This is a genomic window from Rhodococcus sp. P1Y, from assembly GCF_003641205.1.
In the GTDB taxonomy this organism is placed as follows: Bacteria; Actinomycetota; Actinomycetes; order Mycobacteriales; family Mycobacteriaceae; genus Rhodococcoides.
Genome location: NZ_CP032762.1, coordinates 5,554,508 through 5,573,548, shown reverse-complemented (window position 1 = coordinate 5,573,548; position 19,041 = coordinate 5,554,508). Strand labels below are relative to the sequence as shown.

Here is a 19,041-nt window from a genome sequence, read left to right as displayed (position 1 = left end):
GAACTCATGAAACATGCTCCTGTGTAGTAAGTGTGGTGAGTGGAATGAACGCGCCTTCCACGCGAGGAACTTGCTGCTCCTCCGACCCCGGGTAGCGGGTCTGCAGCAATCCACGGCAGAAGTGCGCGTTGCCGTCGATCGAGACGCGGGTGGCGCGGGCTCGCCGCATCACCATCGTCAGGTCTCCGGTGTGTGGGTGACCGGTGTGATCGACGAGAGCCGGAGCCGCCGGATCGATCCTCAGCCCGAGTGCCTCACGCCGACGGAGCAGCGCGGTCGAGGTGCGATCGTCCGGTAGATCTCCGAGAACCACTGCGGCCAGATCGTTCTCGGTGGCGTCGCGGTTCGCTCGCAGCCACGCGTTCAACGATCGTTCCATCGCCGCCACATACGCCTTGCGGCGGAACGTCGCTCGCAGTTCCTCCAGATCTTCTTCGGCCTCGTGTCCGAAAGTGCCGCGGTAGCCCGCGTCGGCGGCGAGACCGGCGTTGATCTTGTCCGAGTCGTGGTGATCGTCGAGTTCGACGTGCACACGCTCGGTCCACGGCAACGCCGTCAACACGTCTTTCGCGTCGCCCGACATGAGGTACGCGAAGTTCGGCGAGCAGAACGACGTCGGCAATCGAAGATGAAGATGGACGGTGCCCTCGTCGACCTCGAGGGATCGGACGAAGCCGAGATCGGTGATGGGCTCGTCCAATTCGGGATCCAGGACGACGCCGAGGGCGGCGTAGGCCTCGTCCTTCCTGGTCGTCGTAGCAGTCGTCATGTCACACCGCCGCGAGATCGGCGCGCTCGGGCTGACGAGGTCCGGTCTCGGTCTCGTCGGCGTCGGGCAGCTGTAGTTCGGCGGGTACCGGGATGTCGTACAGCTTGGCGGCGTTGAGTCCGAGCACCTTCTTCTTCTGCTCGAGCGTGATGGGTGCGTATTCGTCGAGGGAGTCGTGGATCTGGAAGTCGACGAACCCTTCGACCAGCCACTTGGGTGTCCACAGCGCGTAGTCGGAAGAGAAGAAGATGCGGTCCTCGCCCAGCCAGTACAGCAGCTCACCCATGATCTGACCGAAGTACTTCGGGCGCGTGTGCATGAACGGAATGGCAACGGCGAGGCCGGCATACACGTTGGGCTCCTGGGTGGCGATCCAGCAGAAGTCCTCCAGGCGCGGCAGTCCGCAATGTTCGACGACGAAGTTCAGATCGGTGAAGTCGGTGGCCACGTGGTCGACGTCCGCGACGTCGAATGCATCGCGATCGAGCGGACGGATGGTCGGCCCCTTGTGCACGTGGATGTTCTTGATGCCGACCTCGCGGCACACCTCGAGGTAGCGGCGCGTCCAGTCGTCATCGAGCTTGTAGCCGCGGGAATCGCCGTGCCACTCGGCGGTGTACAGCTTGACGCCCTTCAGCCCGAATCGTTCTGCGTCGGCGCGCAGCTGGTCGAGGCCACGCTCACCGTTGCGCGGGTCGAAGTGGTGGTTGTAGGTCAACTTGTCCGGGTGTGCGGCGGCAAGCGCCGACGCTTCCTCCGTCTGCCCGAACCCGGTCTTGTAGAACTCCCCGAGGTGCGCCGGCTGGAAGATGGCGTGATCGACGTACCCGATCTCGAACAGGTCGTGCATCAACCGCTCGCCGCCCTGGTAGAGGTACTCGTCGTACGTCCACAGCTCGCTCTCGGGGGAGAGGTTGCGGTGATAGTCGTAGAAGCAGTCGATGAACTGTTTGCCGTGGATGTTGCGTTGGTTCTCCTGCCGCGCGTCCCACAGGGCGACGTGAGCGTCGACGATGAAGAAGTTTTCGCCGTTTTTGGTGTACATGCGTGAGCCTCCCGAAGTGCAGTTCGTGACATGGGTCACGTTTGTCTTTGCACGACGGTAAGGCGGTGTGGTCGTCTCGAGGGCCTCTCGCTGTCTCAATTCGAGACGATCGGCCGGCCGAGATTGCGACATGAGAATGTAACGTGAGTCACATGGCTGAATCGGAGGGCCTCGCGCGAGCCCGACTCCACGCGGAGCCCCTCGCTGCCGTCTCGCACCGACTGCTCGCATCGTGGCACCGCAGTCAGCGGTACGGCGTCTCGCTGGACGAGGTTGCTCCCGTCTTCTCGGGAACCTACGACGGTGAATCCCTGTTCTACCGGTGCGGCCGGGAAGTGCTCGACGGCTTACGCGACACGTTGGCGAACGAGCCGGTGTCGATGATGCTCACCGACGCCGACGGACTCGTGCTGGATCGCGTCAGCGCCGACCGCGAACTACTCGCCGCACTCGATCGCGTCCATCTGGCACCCGGATTCTCGTATGCCGAGGATCAGACGGGGACCAACGGACTCGCGCTGGCGCTGGCAGATCGGGTGCCCGCGGTGGTCCGAGCCGATGAACACTACTCACTGTCCCTGGCCGGGTACACCTGCGCGGCCGCTCCGGTGCTCGATCCACTGACCGGCCGGGTCGAGGGATGCGTCAACCTCACGACATGGTCGCGGTCTTCGTCGGATCTGCTTTTGGCCCTTGCCCAATCGGCGGCCGGGAACACCTCGGCCATGATGCTCGCACGGTCGCAGGGCCAGCAGCCTCGGCCGGCCCCGCGCGGTGAAGTGTTCCGAGTCGAGACAGCGCACAGCGGAGCGGGATCCAGCATCGTCGACGACCTTTCGCCCGCGTGGCGCAGTGCGTTCGGCACCGCGAGATCGGCTCTCGCCGATCATGGTTCGGTACTGATGGTCGGGGAGGCAGGTTCGGGCAGAGCCACCGTGCTGGCCCGCGCACTGCGGGCAACTCGGCCCCGCGGCCGGATCCTCAGTGCCGGTGCACCCGCAGCCCGTGACGCCGAAGCCTGGCTCGACCTGTGGACTCCCGAATTGCCGAAACCCGATACCGCCGTGGTCATTCGTGACGTCGACAGGCTGCCCGCCCGCGCGGCGGATACATTGGCCGAGCTACTGCGCCGCGCGGGAGCAGGCGTGCCGGTGACCGTGACGGCATCGAATTACGACGACGTTCCGCATGCACTCGCGGGATTGCTGCGCACGGTCGTCGAATTGCCCGCACTTCGGCATCGACCCGACGACATCGCGCCGCTCGCGCTGCACCTGGCAGGACGAGTACGTGGCCGGGCCGTCACGCTGACCGGCGCGGCCGAGCGAGCACTGCGTGAATACGCCTGGCGGGGCAACGTGGCGGAAGTAGCGACGGTGATGCATCATGCCGCTGTTCGAGCCGACGTCATCGGCGTCGAACACCTACCGCCGGAGGTGCTCTCGCGCACCACCCATCGACTCACCCGCATCGAGACGTTCGAGCGCGACGAGATGATCCGCGTGCTCACTCGGCCCGGCATCACGATGAGCGAGGCGGCGGAGGAACTGGGTATGAGCCGCGCGACCATCTACCGCAAAAGAGACCGTTACGGCATCACTCTGCGTTCTTGATCGCTTACGCTCGAACCCATGGCCAGTAGCTCTCCGTCGATCGAGTTACCGGTCGGTGACCGCGTAGTCCGCATCTCCAATCCCGATCGGGTGTATTTCCCCGAGAGCGGTGCCACCAAGCTGGATCTGGTGAACTACTACCTGAGTGTCGGCGACGGTATCGTGCGCGCGCTGCGGGAGCGTCCGTGCATGATGCACCGTTTCCCCAAGGGCCTCGCCGGCGACAAGGTGCACCAGAAGCGAGTACCGAACGGAGCGCCGCCGTGGCTCGAGACCGTGCAGGTGACGTTTCCGCGTTACAACCGCACCGCCGACGAGCTGTGCGTGACGGAGTTGGCGCACGTGGCCTGGGCCGTGCAGATGTCCACCGTCGAATTCCATCCGTGGAACAGTCGCCGCGCCGACGTGGAGATGCCCGACGAGTGGCGCATCGACCTCGACCCGATGCCAGACTGCCCGTTCGATCGAGTTCGGCGTGTAGCCGGTGTCGTGCAGGAGGTTCTCGAGGACCTGGGCGCTGTCGGTTGGCCGAAAACCTCCGGTGGACACGGTCTTCACATCTACGTGCGTATCGCTCCGGATCACGGGTTCAAGGATGTCCGCCGCGCCGCTCTGGCGTTCGCGCGCGAGGTGGAACGGCGTGCGCCAGAGGACGTGACCACAACCTGGTGGCGTAAGGACCGTGATCCGACAAAGCTGTTCGTCGACTACAACCAGAACGCGCGCGACCACACCATCGCCAGCGCCTATTCGGTGCGGGGAAATCAGGAAGCGACAGTGTCGACACCGATCTCGTGGGACGAGGTGGCCGCCGTCGAACCGCGGGACTTCACCATCTTCACGGTGCCGAAGCGGTTCGCCGAACTCGGGGATCTGCATGCGGGGATCGACGACGCTGTCTTCTCGATCGATCCGTTGCTCGAATGGGCCGAGCGCGACGAGCGTGAAGGGTTGAAGGAACCGGAAGAGTGAGCAGGGGAGGGGGCCGCGTGCAGTACGACGCGCACATCTTCGACGTGCAAGGCACGTTGATGGATTTCTACACACCCGTGGCGGAAGCGCTGGCGAGATATACGACAGCGGACGTGCAGGTCGGCGATATTGTTCGCGCCTGGCGACGCGACTACTTCGAGCGAGAGTCGGATCTGAAACAGTCAACAGACGAATGGCATTCGGTGCAGGGCGCGTACGTCGATGGGCTGGCGAAGGTGTGCGTGGACCTCGACATCAGCATCCCAGGTGACCTTCGACAGTGTGGCGATCACCGGCGGTGTACGAGCGGGCGTGCCGCTATCTCGGCGTCGAACCCGCCCGGGCGGCGATGGTCGCAGCGCATCCGTACTACCTCCGTGCGGCCCGCGCGGTGGGGATGGGTTGCGGATATCCGCGATCTTCCGTGACGCCGGAATCCTGACGCCGAGATCGAAGTTGTGCACCGATTTCCGCCGAAAACCGTACATAACTTCGATCTCGGCGAATTTGGTGGGCCAAGCGGGACGAGCGGGAAGGGCTGACGGAACCATGAGGAGTAACCGATTCGAGTCTCCATCGTTACCCCGGACCAGTTAATGCCCTCGTAAAGCAGACCGATAGGACTGGTAGACGAGACGGCGCCCCGGCCGGCTCGGGACGAGGAGAATTGATGTCCGTCGCTCGGAGCGCTGCTGTATTCGCTGCATTGTCTGCTGTCCTCGCTGTAAACGCCTGCTCCAGCGGAGGTTCCGTCAGTGATACGGCGACCGGAACCCCGGCCGTTTCCGCGACGGTGGCAGCAGCGCCGCCGCCGCAATCGGCGACTCAATCCGTGGCGACACCCGAGCCCCAGCAGAATGCCCCGGTGTCACCTACGACACGGACACCTGAGGAAGTGTCGGATCTTTTCCCGTGGAACCAGCCCCGACCCGGCCTGGATTCCGGAAACGTCGATCCGGAACTGTTCGCGACCGATCTCTATCAGTACAACTTCACCACGCCGTCGGGCAATGTTCAGTGCGGAATCTGGGCTGGGGGATCACCTGCGGGCCAGGTGGGTTGCCAGGCCGAGACTTCGGTCGCGCCGGCCGAGGGCCGTACCTGCACCAATGCCGAGAACGACAAGTATGCCGTGCGGGTCAACGAGGGCGGTGCGCAACACATTTGCACTACGCAGGGCATCTACACGGCTAACGAGCCCCGGGTGCTCGAGTACGGTCAGGTGCTGTCCGCGGTCGGTGTGGTGTGCGAATCGGACGAGATGTTCGGCGTCACCTGCTGGGGAACCGAGGGCGCCTTCATGTTTGCACGGGACTGGAACGAGAGTTGGGGCTAGCGGCGTAGCGACTCCACAGCGCCGCGGACAGCGTCGAGGTGAGCGGCCATGGCGTCGGCGGCCTGTTGGTAGTTGCCCGACCGGATACCCGCGACGATGAGGTCGTGCTCGACGTTGGACTTCTGTTGACGGTGTGCGACGAGGTTCAGGGTCTCCGATTGGCGGGTCAGTGCGCCTCGGATGTCGACGATGATCGCCTCGAACACACGGTTCTTGCTGGCGCGCGCAATGGCTGTGTGGAACTGTCCGTCTAGCAGGACCCAGGCCTGGTGGTCGTCCTCGCTACGCATCTCGTCGGTGAGGCCTTCTAGAACCGCAAGGTCGTCGTCGGTTCGGCGTTCGGCGGCCCATCCGGCCGAGGGAATTTCGACGTGCGGACGAGCTTCCATCAGTTCGCGGGCTTCGTAGTTGCCGATGTCGAGATCACCGGTGACGCGATCTCGAACGACGAATGTGCCGCGCCCTGTTTTGGTTTCGGTCAATCCGAGCGCGGTGCACGACCGAAGAGCTTCGCGGATCACCGAACGAGACACGCCGTGACGGGTGGCGAGTGCGGATTCGGCGGGCAGCTTGTCGCCGACGGCGATCTGACCCGAGACGATCGCGTCGCGGATGTCCTCGAACACGGCTTCGGCGGCGCTCAACCTCGTCACGGTCGGCTGCCTGACCGCCCAGCTGTCCGACAGGCTCATGTCTCGATCGTCCTCTTTTGCGAGCGCAACAGTCAAGCGGCAGGAGTGGAGCCTGCGGAATGACTGGATGGGGCAGGAGTCGAGCCTGGTGACAGGGAGCGAGGGTTGACGGCAGACGTGTCTTGGTTCACACTCTAACCTGTCAGACAGCCGGACAACCAGACGGCATCGCAACGAACCAGGGAGCAAACAGTGGTCGCCACACGTGTCGAGAAGGACCTTCTCGGCGAGCGCGAAGTACCAGCCGACGCGTACTGGGGCATCCACACCCTGCGCGCACTGGAGAATTTTCCCATCACGGGCAGGCCGATCTCGACCAACGCTCATCTGATCCGCGGTCTGGCCGCGGTCAAGTGGGCGGCCGCCGCAGCCAACGAGGAGCTCGGCATTCTCGACGCCACCCGTAGTGAGGCGATCCGTCAAGCGTGCCAGGAAATTCTCGACGGTCAGTTGCACGACCAGTTCGTCGTCGATGTCATTCAGGGCGGGGCTGGTACGTCGACCAACATGAACGCGAACGAGGTGATCGCGAACCGTGCGCTCGAGATCCTCGGCTACAGCCATGGCGATTACAGTCACCTGCACCCCAACGAGCACGTCAATGCGAGCCAGTCGACGAACGATGTCTACCCGACGGCCGTCAACGTCGCGACAATCTTCGCAGCACACGAACTCATCGACGCGATGAAGTTCCTGCGCGACGCGTTCCGCCGCAAGGCAACCGAGTTCGCGACCGTCGTGAAGATGGGCCGCACGCAGTTGCAAGACGCTGTGCCCATGACTCTCGGTCAGGAGTTCGGCACCTACGCAATCATGATCGACGAGGACTGCTCGCGACTCGAAGAGGCAGCACTGCTCGTACATGAAATCAACCTCGGCGCAACGGCAATCGGTACCGGCCTGAATGCACCCGTGGGCTACACGGCCTCAGCGTGTGAGCACCTGCGTCGCAAGACCGGGCTTCCTCTCGTCACGGCAACGGATCTGATCGAAGCGACGCAGGACGTCGGCCAGTTCGTACATCTTTCCGGGGTTCTCAAGCGCATTGCGGTCAAACTGTCCAAGATATGCAATGATCTCAGATTGCTGTCCTCAGGCCCACGCGCAGGATTGAACGAGATCAATCTTCCTGCGATGCAGGCAGGTTCGTCGATCATGCCGGGCAAGGTGAACCCGGTCATTCCCGAGGTTCTGAACCAGGTGGCGTACGAGGTCATCGGACACGACGTGACCATCACCATGGCTGCAGAGGCCGGTCAGCTGCAGCTGAACGCGTTCGAACCGATCATCGTCAAGTCGCTCTCGGAGGGCATGGCGCACCTCGGCGCCGCGTGCCGCACGGTTGCCAGCCGATGCGTCGACGGGATCACAGCCAACGTCGACCTCCTCCGCGAGCGCGTCGAAAACTCTATCGGTCTGGTGACTGCCCTCAGCCCGTACCTCGGCTACGTCGAATCCACCGCCATTGCGCAGGAAGCGCTGCTCACGGGGCGCAACGTCGTCGATCTCGTACTCGAGAAGAAGCTCCTCGCCCGCGACGAACTCGATCGTCTCCTCAGTCCGCAACATCTCGCGAATTTGCGCGTCACTCCCACCGAGCACGCAGATGCCCCCGAAACTTCGACAAGGTAGGTACACCCATGACAGTCGACAATCAACGGAGGTCTTCGGCTGAAGATCTCGGTTACCGAAAGTCTTTGAAGCCCCGACAGATTCAGATGATCGCGATCGGCGGCGCCATCGGAACCGGTCTGTTCATGGGCGCCGGTGGCAGGCTGCACGACTCGGGGCCCGCTTTGGTTCTCGTGTACGCGTTGTGCGGGTTCTTCGCGTTCCTCATCCTTCGTGCTCTCGGCGAGCTCGTCATGCATCGGCCCTCCTCGGGCAGCTTCGTGTCGTACTCACGTGAATTCTTCGGCGAGAAGATGGCCTTCGCTGCCGGCTGGCTCTACTGGATGAACTGGGCGATGACGGCGGTCGTCGACGTCACCGCCGTCGCGCTGTACATGAACTTTTTCAAGAAGTACTGGGCGCCGCTCGGAAACGTGGACCAATGGGTGTTCGCGTTGATCGGATTGCTCGTCGTTCTCGGATTGAACCTGGTGTCGGTGAAGGTGTTCGGCGAGCTGGAGTTCTGGTTCGCGCTCATCAAGGTCATCGCGCTCGTGACGTTCCTCGCGGTCGGCGTGTACTACGTCATCTTCGGAACCCCGATCGACGGACAGTCTCCGGGATTGAGCATCATCACCGACAACGGAGGCCTGATTCCGAACGGACTTCTTCCGGCCATCGTCGTGATCCAGGGCGTCGTGTTCGCCTACGCCTCGATCGAATTGGTCGGCACCGCAGCAGGCGAGACGGCCGACCCGGAAAAGGTAATTCCGAAGGCGATCAACACCGTCATCGTCCGAATTCTGATCTTCTACGTCGGATCGGTTCTGCTGCTCTCGCTTCTGCTTCCGTACACCGCATACCACGCAGGAGAAAGTCCGTTCGTCACGTTCTTCGGAGCGATCGACGTACAGGGTGCCGATGCGATCATGAACCTCGTCGTGCTCACTGCTGCACTGTCTTCGCTCAACGCCGGTCTGTATTCCACCGGACGTATTCTGCATTCGATGGCAGTGGCCGGATCTGCTCCCAAGTTCGCGGCTCGAATGAACAAAGCAGGCGTGCCGTACGGCGGTATCGCGTTGACAGCGTTGGTTGCCCTGGCCGGAGTTGGCCTCAACGCAGCAGTCCCGGCACAGGCCTTCGAGATCGTCTTGAATCTCGCGGCCCTCGGTATCATCAGCGCATGGGCGGTGATCATTCTGTGTCAGCTGAAGTTCTGGTCGCTCTCCCGCTCTGGAGCTGTCACCAGGCCGAAGTTCCGCATGTTCGGCGCGCCCTACACTGGCATCGCGACTCTCGGCTTTCTCCTGGCCGTGCTCGTTCTGATGGCCTTCGACAAACCGGTCGGCACCTGGACCATCGCGTCGATCTTGATCATCGCACCGTTGCTGGTCGGTGGTTGGTTCATGTGCCGCAGCAGGATTCGTGCCTTGGCCGACAATCGAGAGGTGTGACGGCTTGTCTCACATTGTTCTACTGACTACCGGCGGAACCATCGCAAGTAGTCGTGGCTCAGACGGCATCTCTCGTCCTGGGTCGGCGAGATTCGACATCGCCGACAAGGTCGTGACGCGCGAGCTGATGTCCAAGGACAGCTCCAGTTTCGACTTCGCAGATATGGACGCCATCGTCGCTGCGGTGTTCGACGCGCTGGCGGATCCAGCATGTTCAGGCGTCGTGGTTCTGCACGGTACGGACACGATGGAGGAAACGGCATTGCTCGTAGACCTCTTCCACGGCGACCCGCGGCCGGTCGTGTTCACCGGTGCACAGCGAACAGCAGATCACGATGCGCCCGACGGCCCGTCCAACGTTGCTGCGTCCCTCGCCGCAGTATCGGATCCCGTGAACGCAGGTCGCGGCGTCCTCGTGGCATTCGGCGGGAAAGTGCTCCCCGCGCGGGGTTTGACCAAGTGGCACACATCGGACCTGAATGCGTTCCTGAGTTCCGGAGAGCCGCGAGTTGTGTTGCCGCGCAAAAATATTGCGGGGGTACGCGTGGACATTGTGGCGCTCTACCCAGGTGCGGATGCGGTAGCCATCGACGCATACGTGGCGGCGGGTACACAAGGGATAGTCCTCGAAGCAACTGGTTCCGGCAACACCAACCAGCAAATCGTGGCGGCCGTGAAGTCCTGCGGTGTTCCAGTGGTGGTCACAACGCGCGTGCCGGTCGGAGCCATCGAACCCACCTACGGCGGCGGGGGAGGCGGCGCGGACCTCGTCGACGCCGGTGCGGTGTTCTCCCCGCTGCTGCGAGCCGGTCAGGCGAGGGTGCTGCTCGCGGTGCAGATCGCAAGCCGGGAGTAATCCTCCATTATCGCGCGAGATCGACGGGATTCCGCCGATTCCGCCCGATAGTGGAGCAAAATTCCCGCCTACAGTTCCGACTCGTCCAAGCTGGCGACGTGCACCGAGTCGCCCACAGAGAGATTTCCGCCCCGGAGAACGGTGAACTTCGATCCGAAGGCGACGCCCTTCTGCCGGGCCGTTCGGTAGGTGGCGAGTGTCTGGAGCGGCTCGCGGCCGTCGCGTTCGCCGCGGGCTTGGTCGACGGTGGTGACGGGGCAACGGATGGCGAGTTTCGTGTAGGTCAACTCGGTTTCGCCGACCGAGATGTCCCGCACCAGGTCCTCGGTGTGCGGCTCGTCCCAACCGGCAACGACGATGTTGGGCCGAAACCTGTTCATCGGAAGCGCGTGTTCGAGTCGAGAGTTCAGATCGGTGAGAGTCGACTCGGACAGTATGTGCACCGCCGAACTGTCTGCGAAACCTGCTGTGCCGGGGGCGATCCCGTCCGTCACTCGCTCGAATTCGGTAGGAACCACAACCAGCCGTGACCGTTCGCCGACGACCTCGCTCAACCATGCTGCAACATCGTCACCCTGATCGACGCCGCGGAAGGGACGACCGAACATCGTGACGTCGCGGGCCGGTGACGTGCGGTCGATTGCGACGCTCACCGAACCGAAGTCGGAGTGACGCAACGTCAGCGCAGTGCCGTCGATCGAGGGCGTGACGAGTGCCAGAACCGGGTCTCTTCGCTGACTGCGGAAGGACCCGTCCTCGTCGACGATCATGAATTCGCGGTCATGCTCCAACCCCCGCTCGGTCATCCGTGCGGACTGCGTCGAGTGACCCGCGCAGCCTTTGACTGGGTAGTACACCAACTCGGATACCGTCGCAGTCACGCAATCGAGGATACTGGGGCTTATGACACGGGCACTTCTGGTAGTCGATGTTCAGAACGATTTCACCGAGGGCGGCGCGCTCGGTGTCGACGGCGGAGGCGAGGTGGCGCGCAGAATCAGTGGACTGCTCGCAAGTGAAGGTGACGCGTACGACGTCATCGTCGCCTCTCGTGACTGGCACGACGCCGACAGCGACAACGGTGGGCACTTCGCGACCACCGAGCCACCGAACTTCACCACGACCTGGCCGGTTCACTGTGTTGCCGGAACTCCTGGCGCCGATTACCACCCCGACTTCGCCACGGGTTCGGTGGATGTTCACGTGTTCAAAGGCCAGGGCAAGCCGTCGTACTCGGCGTTCGAGGGTTCCACGGACGAGGGCCGCACGCTTCAGGAAGTGCTGGCCCGCAACGAGGTGACGGACGTCGATGTCGTCGGAATAGCGACGGACTACTGCGTGCGGGCATCTGCACTGGACGCCATCGCTGCCGGCCTGACGGTACGCGTTCTGACCGGCTTCATTGCCGGCGTCGATCCAGAGACGTCGGACGCAACCTTGAAGGAACTGTCCGACGCCGGCGCCGAGGTGGAGTGAAGCGCTGCTTCTAGGGCGTATCGATCGTCGTCGTGATCGAGGTGACCGACGGGGCCGCGGGCGTGCTGCCGAAGCCGAAGGTCACCGGGGGAGTGACGGGCGTCAGGTGGCCGAGATCTTCCCCTCGCCAGGTGGCGTCGACTTCGGTGATGCGGTGCTGGTGACGAGCCCCGTAATACTCGCGGCGGTCGTTGCCTGCGCTTCCTCGGGTGCGGACGCCGCGCAGTACGACGCGCGCGATCGGGTCGGAGATTCGGCAGAACCAGGGGGCGGTCACGACCGCAGCGGGCATCAGGTTCAACATCCGTCCGAGCAGTGTCGGCCGTCCTGTCGACAGCGTCACTCGGAGGTCGTCGGCCTCGACTTCGACGGCATTCCCGTGGCGGGTGAAGTCGACGGGGGTCAGGTAGACCTCGTCGAACGTGTACGTGGCCGTGACGAATTCGCGGACCTCGTCGTTGGGAGCGAGCAGGAGTCGATGGCCGCCCGCGAACTGGACCATGACGTCGGTGAATTCACCGAGCGGCGAGCGCGTCCAATGTCCGATCACCACGCGCACGCCTGATGCGGTGCCTATCCCGAATATCTCCCCGTGAAACCGTGACCTTCCCATCACACCGACTGTAACCACGGAGTGGGCGAAGTCGGGGCATGATGGAATCCATGGCGTCTTTGCAACCTACGATCTTCGTTCTGTTCGGTGCGACCGGTGACCTGGCGAAGCGGATGGTCCTCCCGTCGTTCTATCAACTTCACGTCGAAGGCCTGCTGCCCGAGAAGTGGCTGCTCGTCGGAAACGGCCGTCACGACACCCCCGTCGACGAGTTCCGCGAGCACGTCCGCGACGCGTTGAAGGAATTCGGACCCGACCTCGAGGACAAGGTGTGGGACGACTTCTCGAAGCGAATCAGGTTTGCAGGCAACGGCTTCACCGTCGACGATCCGGGCAGGCTCGTCGACGTGATCGAGGAGGGCAAGAAGGACATCGGTGACGCCCAGCTCGTGCACTACATAGCCCTGCCGCCGAGTGCGTTCGAGGACTACACCGCGGCCCTCGGCGCACACGGTCTCGCCGAGGGAGCGCGAGTGGTCTACGAGAAGCCGTTCGGCACGTCGCAGAAGGCGTTCGTACAGCTGGACAAAGCTGTGCACGACGTCCTCGACGAAAAGCAGATCTATCGGATCGATCACTTTCTCGGCAAAGAAGCGACACAGAATCTGCATGTGTTGCGGTTCGCGAACGGCATGGTCGACGGAGTGTGGAACGCCGAGCACGTCGAGCAGGTGCAGATCGACGTGCCGGAAACGCTGAACATCGACGATCGGGCCGAGTTCTACGACAGCACCGGTGCTGTCCTCGACATGCTCGTCACCCACTTGTTCCAGGTTGCCGCGGAGATCGCGATGGAACCGCCGGCATCGATGAACGCCGACGATCTCCAGTCCGCTCGCGAAACCGTCATCGGGTCGTTTCGGCCGATCGACACCTCCGAGGTCGTTCTCGGGCAGTACAACGGCTACCGCGACGTCGAGGGCGTCGCCGACGACTCGACGGTCGACACTTTCGTCGCCGCGAAGCTGTGGGTCGACACCGATCGCTGGCGCGGGGTGCCGTTCCTCCTGAGGACCGGAAAGATGTTGGGTGTCAGCGCCCAACGGGTGTCGTTGGTGTTCAAGAAGCCCGCGAACAGTCCGCTGACCGAGCTTCCCGCGGGCGGTGCCGCGCTGACATTCGATCTGTCCGGCAACGGCGCCATCGACTTCGCGGTGACGGTGAAGGAACCGGGTCCCGATTTCGATCTGTCCGTCGGGCATCTGTCACTGCCGCTCCCGGACGTTCCGGACGCCGAACCGCTCTCGCCGTATTCGCGCCTGATCCTCGATGTGTTGAACGGCGACCGTTCGTTGTTCACCAGACCGGACGGACTCGCCCACGTCTGGGAAGTCGCGGCACCGCTACTGGACAACCCGCCCGCCGTCGAGTTCTACGAGGGTGGGTCCATGGGCCCGAAGGAAGCCGAGGACCTCGCCGCGCCGTGCGGTTGGTTGGTGCGCTGACGCACGCGTCACCAGCGAGCTGCGGCAGCGAAGACGCGCTGCGGATCGACCGATGCGCGGATGGCGTCGAGTCGATCTCGCGTGGCCGCGTCCCACCCCAGCCGCACTCGATCGGCGGGTGTACCGGACGCAGCGCCTGCCATGTTCATGAACGCTCCGCCGCTCCAGGGCTCGAAGCGGTCGACGAAGGCGTCGAGAACTCCCGGCACCATGTCCGCGATCGGGGGTACCAAAACCCCGATTCCGAGGAGGTTGAACGCCGCCTGGCGGCCGCCGACGGCATTGTCGATCGCCGGCCCACGCGAGAGCGCTCCGCCCATCGCGCGGAGCTCGGCGACGGCCAATGGCATCTCGGCCGCCGTCATGAAGATCTCGAGCCCCTCGTCGGTCAACTCGTTCAACAGAAGTCCGCGTTCCATGGCAGGCATGGGATCGGTCGGATCCATGTGCACCGAGGCAAGCGCGGCGAACGGGATCTCACCCACGGTGTCCATGATCGGTTGGGCGAGCGCACGCATCGGTGCCAGTAACGCACAACCGTCCTCGGTGTTGCTGACGTGTGTGAACCGCAGATGAAGCACAGTGCGCCCGCGCAGTGGTTCGGGAAGCTCGGGCATCGGCGGCAGGTGCAGGATCGCGACGGACGTCGAGACCGATTCCGGGACCGTCGAAACCCACAGCCGCCACGCCTCGACCACCGCTCGTGCGTCCGTGATGTCGTAGAAGATTCCGCCTCCGAGCACTGTTTGAAGCGGGAACAAGTCCACGACGACTTCAGTGACGATTCCGAAGGCGGACCCACCTCCCCTCAATGCCCAGAACAGGTCGGCGTTCTGGTGCTCGTCCGCGCGTCGCGCCACGCCGTCAGCGGTGACCACCTCGATGCTGCGAACATGGTCGGCCGCGAAACCGTAGGTTCTTCCGATCGGGCTCAGACCACCACCGAGGGTGTAGCCGACGGCGCCGACCGTGGTCGACGAACCGGCGAGCGCGCCGAGACCGAACGGCGCAGCCGCATCGAGCACCTCTTGCCAGACGATTCCCGCGCCGATAGTTGCCGTCCGGGCGTGATGGTCGACGGTCAGTGTCCGCAAAGCGCGGGTACAGACGAGGATGGTGTCGGGGCCGGTTGCGTCGGCGCTGTGGCCGGTGCACTTGACCGCTACCTTCAATCCCGCGGCGCTCGCTATCCGCACGACTGCGGCGATATCGGCGGCATCTGCTGCGACGACGACGGCCGCTGGCTGATGGTCGACGGCCACATTGAAACCGGTCGCCTCGACGATGTACTCGGCTGTTCCCGGTTCGAGGACTGCCCCGCGGGTGGCCGCATCGAGGGCCGCGAGCACGGTGTTGCTTTCGGTGGTGGTCATCTGCAAGTTCCTTCGTTGTTCGGCGGTGTTCGTTCTCGTGACGAGAAGCAGACCATCGGCCGATTGGAGCCAACTTGGAGAACTCTTGGAGGACCTACTCGGCCTGCTCGATCCACCCGGGTTCCGCGAGCAGCACCTTCGTCGACTGCACCAAACGATCGGCGCAAACGCGGTGTTGCGTCGCTGAGTCGAGCTCGAGTAGTTCTGCAGCGACGGCGAGTGCGGCGTCGACCGGACCGCAGTACAGGGACCCGCTGTCGACCCCTGCCAACGTGCCGGCGAAAGGCAGTAGTTCGTCGTAGCAGGTGCGGCATACCTCAACGTCACCCAGCGCGGCTGCGGCGTGCGCGCGCAGTGCGGTCATGCCCCGCCAGTAGTAATCACGCTGGTAGGGCTCGGTGTTCTTCCACACTTCGCGCGCTCGTTTCAGATCACCGCTGCGAGCGAGAGCGAGCGTCCAGGCGTTCCGAACACTCACAGGAAGCCCACGGTCCAGTGACTCCAGGTCAGGGAGTATGTCTTCGTACGAGTCCGTCGCGATTGCGACCGCGAGGCGGCCGATGTACCGGATCTCGAATCCGTGCGAGCTTCCCTGTTCGTCCATGTAGTCGGCGACGGCGTCGTATCGAGCTCTGGCCGCCTCGTATCGGCCGGCCACGACGTCGATGAGCGCACCGAAGATCGACAGCACTCCGAGCAGCTGAGTCAGTGCGCTACCGCTGGCGTACCGCACGGCTTCTCTGACATGGCTGCGTGCACCGACCAGATCCACCGTCGAATTGCAGGCGAGGAACAGTTGGAAGTGGGCCAAGGCTTGATACTCGGCGAGGCCGTTGTCGGTTGCGACGGACAGCAATTGCCTCGCCCGAGGAAGCCGTTCGGAGTCGTGGTCCGGTCCGAATGCGATGTATCCGAATGCATTGAGGGCCATGCACAACGCTTCAGGATCACCGCACTCTTCGGCGAGTGCGACCGCCTCGCGGGCCTGGGCGCTCGCGGTCGCCGAGTCGAGTCCCTCCACCTCGAACACCGAGGTCACCAACAGGAGAACACGATCGAGCCGGCCTGTATCGGGATCGGCGAGCAAGCCGCGCACCGGCCCGAGAACCCTCTCGTCGGCAAGCCCTTCCCTGATGTGCCAGATAACCGGAGCTCGCCAGGACGTCACGGCGTCGAGCAAGACACGGCGATCACCGATGCGTGACGCGAGCGCGATCGCCTCCGCGCGACGCGCCCTCGCCTCGACGGTGTTCGCGGCACGTGCCAGAGATGCCACCAGCGGGATGAGCAACTCGACGCGGTCTTCGTCGGTGGGTTGGGCGGCCAGTTCCGAGGTCTCGACGGCCGAAAGCCACAGCTCCAGAGCTTCTTTGTGCGAACCGAGGTCTCCGGCCTGCCGGGCTGCAGCGGCGATGACGGCCGAGCACTCCCGCGCAGTGGATGCGGTGGCGCCGAGAGCCGCGTGGTGAGCGGTTGCGGTGAGATCGCCTCGGCGGCGACGAAGTACGTCGAATGCACGTGCGTGCGTCCGTCGACGACGGAGGTGCGGAAGGTCGAAGTACAAGGTGTCCCGCACGAGCGCGTGGCTGAATTCCACCCGATCGGCCGACGGTTCGGTCAGCAAACCGGCGAGCACCGCGGGCTCGAGATCGTCGACGAGTTGATCCTCGTCGAGACCGGTAGTGGCCAGGAGGGTATCGAGATCCGCGCCACGACCGAGAACCGAGAGGCGTCTGAGCGTCGTCAGTGTGCGTTCGGGGAGGCGAGAAAGTCTGCGCCTCAGTACATCTCCGATCCCGGTCGGAATGGAGTGCACTGCGGTCGACAGTCCCTCCGACGCGATGAGGCGGACGAGCTCTCGTACGAACAGAGGGTTGCCACCGGTTCGCTCCGCGAGGAGGTCCAGCGCTGCGTCGTCGATGTCGACCAATCCGAACCCGCGAGCAACAGAGGCGATGTGGCGGCGGTCGAGGCCCCGCAGATCCAGCCGTGTCGAGGGGACGTCGACCAGAGTCGCCCATGCGGACGTCAGGTCCTCGGTGATCTCGGACGCGCGATAGGTCGACACGACGAACACGTGCTCGGCTCGAATGTCGGACGCGAGTTGGCGGAGAATCGACACGGTCAGGGCGTCGGCACGATGTATGTCGTCGAGAACTATCACAGTCGGAGCGCGACGGGCGACGAAACCGACGTATTCGGCAACCCACTTGCCAATCCAGAACGGTTGAGCCGGTGCATCTTCGGCGTGTGGTGTGTCGGGCAGGATCGGCGCGAGACGTGCGCGGTCCGACGTGGTCATCCCGGCCGCTGCGATCAATGCGGTCAGTGCTTCTGTCCACGCCCAGGCGGGCGGAGCTCCCTCGACCTCCGGGGTTCGGCCCCAGGCGACGTTCCATCCACGCGAACTCAGTTCTGCTGTCAGCATCGAAGCGAGAGTGCTCTTCCCTTCGCCGGCCTCGCCGCCGATCCATGCCAATCGAAGTCCCGAGGAATTCGTCGATTCGGCTGCGTCGAGGAGCGTTTGCAGCGCCTCCGGCCGGCCGTTCTCGGTGTGCGTTGGGGCATCTGTCCTGGTGGCGGTGCGATTGGCATTCTGCCCGGAAGCCCGTCGGGCAGGCTCGGGCGCGGGCGGACGGTCGTCCGGGACGGAATGCGCGAGGATGTTGGCTTCGAGCGTGCGCAGATCGGGAGACGGGTCCACACCTAACTCACGAGCCAGATACTCCCGCGACGTCCGCAATACCGACAGGGCATCGGATTGCCTGCCGCTTCGGTAGAGCGCGATCGCAAGCAGGCGGACCGACTCCTCGCGATCGGGGTCGGCGCGCACGACGGCCTCGAGATCGGGTACGGCGTCGGCGAATTTCCGTGCGCGAATCGCCGCTTCGGCGCGTCGTTCCACGGCGCCCCGGCGGAGGTCCTCCAATCGCGATATCTCCCGGCTCGCCCACGGTGTGTCCGCCGTTTCGCGATACGGCTCGTCCGTCCACAGCTGCAGTGCTTCGTCGACGAGTCCAGCCTGGACGAGGCTCTCGAACTTCCAGACGTCGACGTCCTCGTCAGGCAGTACGAGCGCGTACCCCGGTGGTGCGCTGACGAGGACGGTCGCGGGCGTGCGCGGCGGACGGTTCGGTTCCAGCGCGCGGCGAAGGTTTGACACGTGCACTTGCAGTGCGCCGAGCGCCCGCGGCGGTGGGTCGCCTGCCCACAGGTCCTCGATGAGTAGATCGGTACTGACCACCCGGCGACGCGCGGCGACCAAACGGGCCAGTACCGCTCGCTGCCCGCGACTACCGAGGTCGACGCCATTCCCGTCGACACGGGCGCGCGTGCTCCCGAATGCGCGGATCGTCACCGTCGGGCTGGTCATAGTGCCCGTGAGGGTATCGAATTCCGCCGTCGGTCGCCCGCTGTCCGAGGACTCTCCTCGGGGCGGATTTCACTCGGTGGGCTCAGCGCTGGGGCATCAACATCCATGCTGCGAGGTAGACGAGAGCGACCGTCCCACCCGAGATGAAGGCGCCGATGACGGTGAGTACTCGCACGAGGTTGGCGTCGATCTCGAAGTACTCGGCGACTCCGCCGCAGACACCGGCGACCATCTTCTGCGAATCGGAGCGGACGAATTCCTTGGGTGCGTTCGTGTATGTCATGGATAGAAGTCTGCTGAATTGGGCTGCCCGGCACATCAGGTAGATCACCCATCCTCACCCTGAAGTCGGCTGTTCCGGTCGTCCGCCGTTCACCGAACCGTCACCGATTCGTTCCCGTCCGCCGATA

Annotated in this window: 17 protein-coding genes; 9 read left to right on the top strand and 8 right to left on the bottom strand. The window is 64.0% G+C overall.

What is annotated here, in order from left to right; genetic code table 11:
- Positions 1 to 4 precede the first annotated feature (4 nt).
- Positions 5 to 769, bottom strand: a complete 765-nt coding sequence (locus tag D8W71_RS25780; protein ID WP_121117824.1) for an iron-sulfur cluster assembly protein — start codon at positions 767 to 769, stop codon at positions 5 to 7.
- 1 nt (position 770) lies between these two features.
- Positions 771 to 1,814 (bottom strand): amidohydrolase family protein, encoded by a 1,044-nt coding sequence (locus D8W71_RS25775; protein WP_121117822.1) that lies wholly within the window; start codon positions 1,812 to 1,814, stop codon positions 771 to 773.
- Between the two features lie 152 nt (positions 1,815 to 1,966).
- Between D8W71_RS25775 and D8W71_RS25770 the strand changes: the two genes are divergently transcribed.
- The 4 genes from D8W71_RS25770 to D8W71_RS25755 all read left to right on the top strand — a co-directional run bounded on the left by D8W71_RS25770 (position 1,967) and on the right by D8W71_RS25755 (position 5,735).
- The gene (locus D8W71_RS25770; protein WP_121117820.1) at positions 1,967 to 3,427 is read left to right on the top strand and encodes a helix-turn-helix domain-containing protein; all 1,461 of its coding nucleotides are present in this window, start codon (positions 1,967 to 1,969) and stop codon (positions 3,425 to 3,427) included.
- An 18-nt stretch (positions 3,428 to 3,445) separates the two neighbouring features.
- Positions 3,446 to 4,399 carry a non-homologous end-joining DNA ligase gene (gene ligD, locus D8W71_RS25765; protein ID WP_121117818.1) on the top strand — a complete coding sequence of 318 codons (954 nt, stop codon included), beginning with the start codon at positions 3,446 to 3,448 and terminating at the stop codon, positions 4,397 to 4,399.
- Positions 4,396 to 4,827 carry a hypothetical protein gene (locus D8W71_RS25760; protein ID WP_153275434.1) on the top strand — a complete coding sequence of 144 codons (432 nt, stop codon included), beginning with the start codon at positions 4,396 to 4,398 and terminating at the stop codon, positions 4,825 to 4,827. The genes ligD and D8W71_RS25760 overlap by 4 nt, the downstream gene beginning before the upstream one ends.
- A 242-nt stretch (positions 4,828 to 5,069) precedes the next feature.
- Positions 5,070 to 5,735, top strand: a complete 666-nt coding sequence (locus tag D8W71_RS25755; protein ID WP_121117814.1) for a hypothetical protein — start codon at positions 5,070 to 5,072, stop codon at positions 5,733 to 5,735.
- Here D8W71_RS25755 and D8W71_RS25750 read toward each other — a convergent pair.
- The gene (locus D8W71_RS25750; protein ID WP_121117812.1) at positions 5,732 to 6,427 is read right to left on the bottom strand and encodes a FadR/GntR family transcriptional regulator; all 696 of its coding nucleotides are present in this window, start codon (positions 6,425 to 6,427) and stop codon (positions 5,732 to 5,734) included. The two genes, D8W71_RS25755 and D8W71_RS25750, sit on opposite strands and share 4 nt — an antisense overlap.
- Positions 6,428 to 6,619: 192 nt before the next feature.
- Between D8W71_RS25750 and aspA the strand changes: the two genes are divergently transcribed.
- From aspA to D8W71_RS25735, 3 genes are read left to right on the top strand one after another with little or no spacing between them, the layout of a single operon-like run.
- Positions 6,620 to 8,059 (top strand): aspartate ammonia-lyase, encoded by a 1,440-nt coding sequence (aspA, locus tag D8W71_RS25745; RefSeq protein WP_121117810.1) that lies wholly within the window; start codon positions 6,620 to 6,622, stop codon positions 8,057 to 8,059.
- A gap of 8 nt (positions 8,060 to 8,067) precedes the next feature.
- The gene (locus tag D8W71_RS25740; protein ID WP_121117808.1) at positions 8,068 to 9,495 is read left to right on the top strand and encodes an amino acid permease; all 1,428 of its coding nucleotides are present in this window, start codon (positions 8,068 to 8,070) and stop codon (positions 9,493 to 9,495) included.
- A 4-nt stretch (positions 9,496 to 9,499) separates the two neighbouring features.
- Positions 9,500 to 10,351, top strand: a complete 852-nt coding sequence (locus D8W71_RS25735; RefSeq protein WP_121117806.1) for an asparaginase — start codon at positions 9,500 to 9,502, stop codon at positions 10,349 to 10,351.
- 68 nt (positions 10,352 to 10,419) lie between these two features.
- Here D8W71_RS25735 and D8W71_RS25730 read toward each other — a convergent pair whose 3' ends face one another.
- The gene (locus D8W71_RS25730) at positions 10,420 to 11,232 is read right to left on the bottom strand and encodes an MOSC domain-containing protein (RefSeq protein ID WP_236077611.1); all 813 of its coding nucleotides are present in this window, start codon (positions 11,230 to 11,232) and stop codon (positions 10,420 to 10,422) included.
- A 22-nt stretch (positions 11,233 to 11,254) separates the two neighbouring features.
- Here D8W71_RS25730 and D8W71_RS25725 point away from each other — a divergent pair, with 22 nt between their 5' ends.
- Positions 11,255 to 11,827, top strand: coding sequence for an isochorismatase family protein (locus D8W71_RS25725; protein ID WP_121117802.1), 573 nt, complete (start codon positions 11,255 to 11,257; stop codon positions 11,825 to 11,827).
- A 10-nt stretch (positions 11,828 to 11,837) separates the two neighbouring features.
- On the opposite strand, the gene D8W71_RS25720 is transcribed toward D8W71_RS25725, so the two are convergent.
- A complete protein-coding gene (locus tag D8W71_RS25720; protein ID WP_121117801.1) occupies positions 11,838 to 12,440 on the bottom strand; it encodes a hypothetical protein in 603 nt (200 codons plus the stop codon).
- 41 nt (positions 12,441 to 12,481) lie between these two features.
- Here D8W71_RS25720 and D8W71_RS25715 point away from each other — a divergent pair, with 41 nt between their 5' ends.
- Complete coding sequence (locus tag D8W71_RS25715) at positions 12,482 to 13,885, top strand: glucose-6-phosphate dehydrogenase (RefSeq protein ID WP_442972066.1); 1,404 nt, start codon at positions 12,482 to 12,484, stop codon at positions 13,883 to 13,885.
- An 8-nt stretch (positions 13,886 to 13,893) separates the two neighbouring features.
- On the opposite strand, the gene D8W71_RS25710 is transcribed toward D8W71_RS25715, so the two are convergent.
- From D8W71_RS25710 to D8W71_RS25700, 3 genes are all read right to left on the bottom strand, one after another.
- Complete coding sequence (locus tag D8W71_RS25710; protein ID WP_121117799.1) at positions 13,894 to 15,258, bottom strand: FAD-binding oxidoreductase; 1,365 nt, start codon at positions 15,256 to 15,258, stop codon at positions 13,894 to 13,896.
- Positions 15,259 to 15,352: 94 nt separating this feature from the next.
- On the bottom strand, positions 15,353 to 18,631 hold the full coding sequence (locus D8W71_RS25705; RefSeq protein ID WP_121117797.1) for a BTAD domain-containing putative transcriptional regulator: 3,279 nt from the start codon (positions 18,629 to 18,631) through the stop codon (positions 15,353 to 15,355).
- 82 nt (positions 18,632 to 18,713) lie between these two features.
- Positions 18,714 to 18,914: a PspC domain-containing protein gene (locus tag D8W71_RS25700; protein ID WP_121119925.1), complete on the bottom strand. Its 201-nt coding sequence runs from the start codon at positions 18,912 to 18,914 to the stop codon at positions 18,714 to 18,716.
- Positions 18,915 to 19,041: the final 127 nt, after the last annotated feature.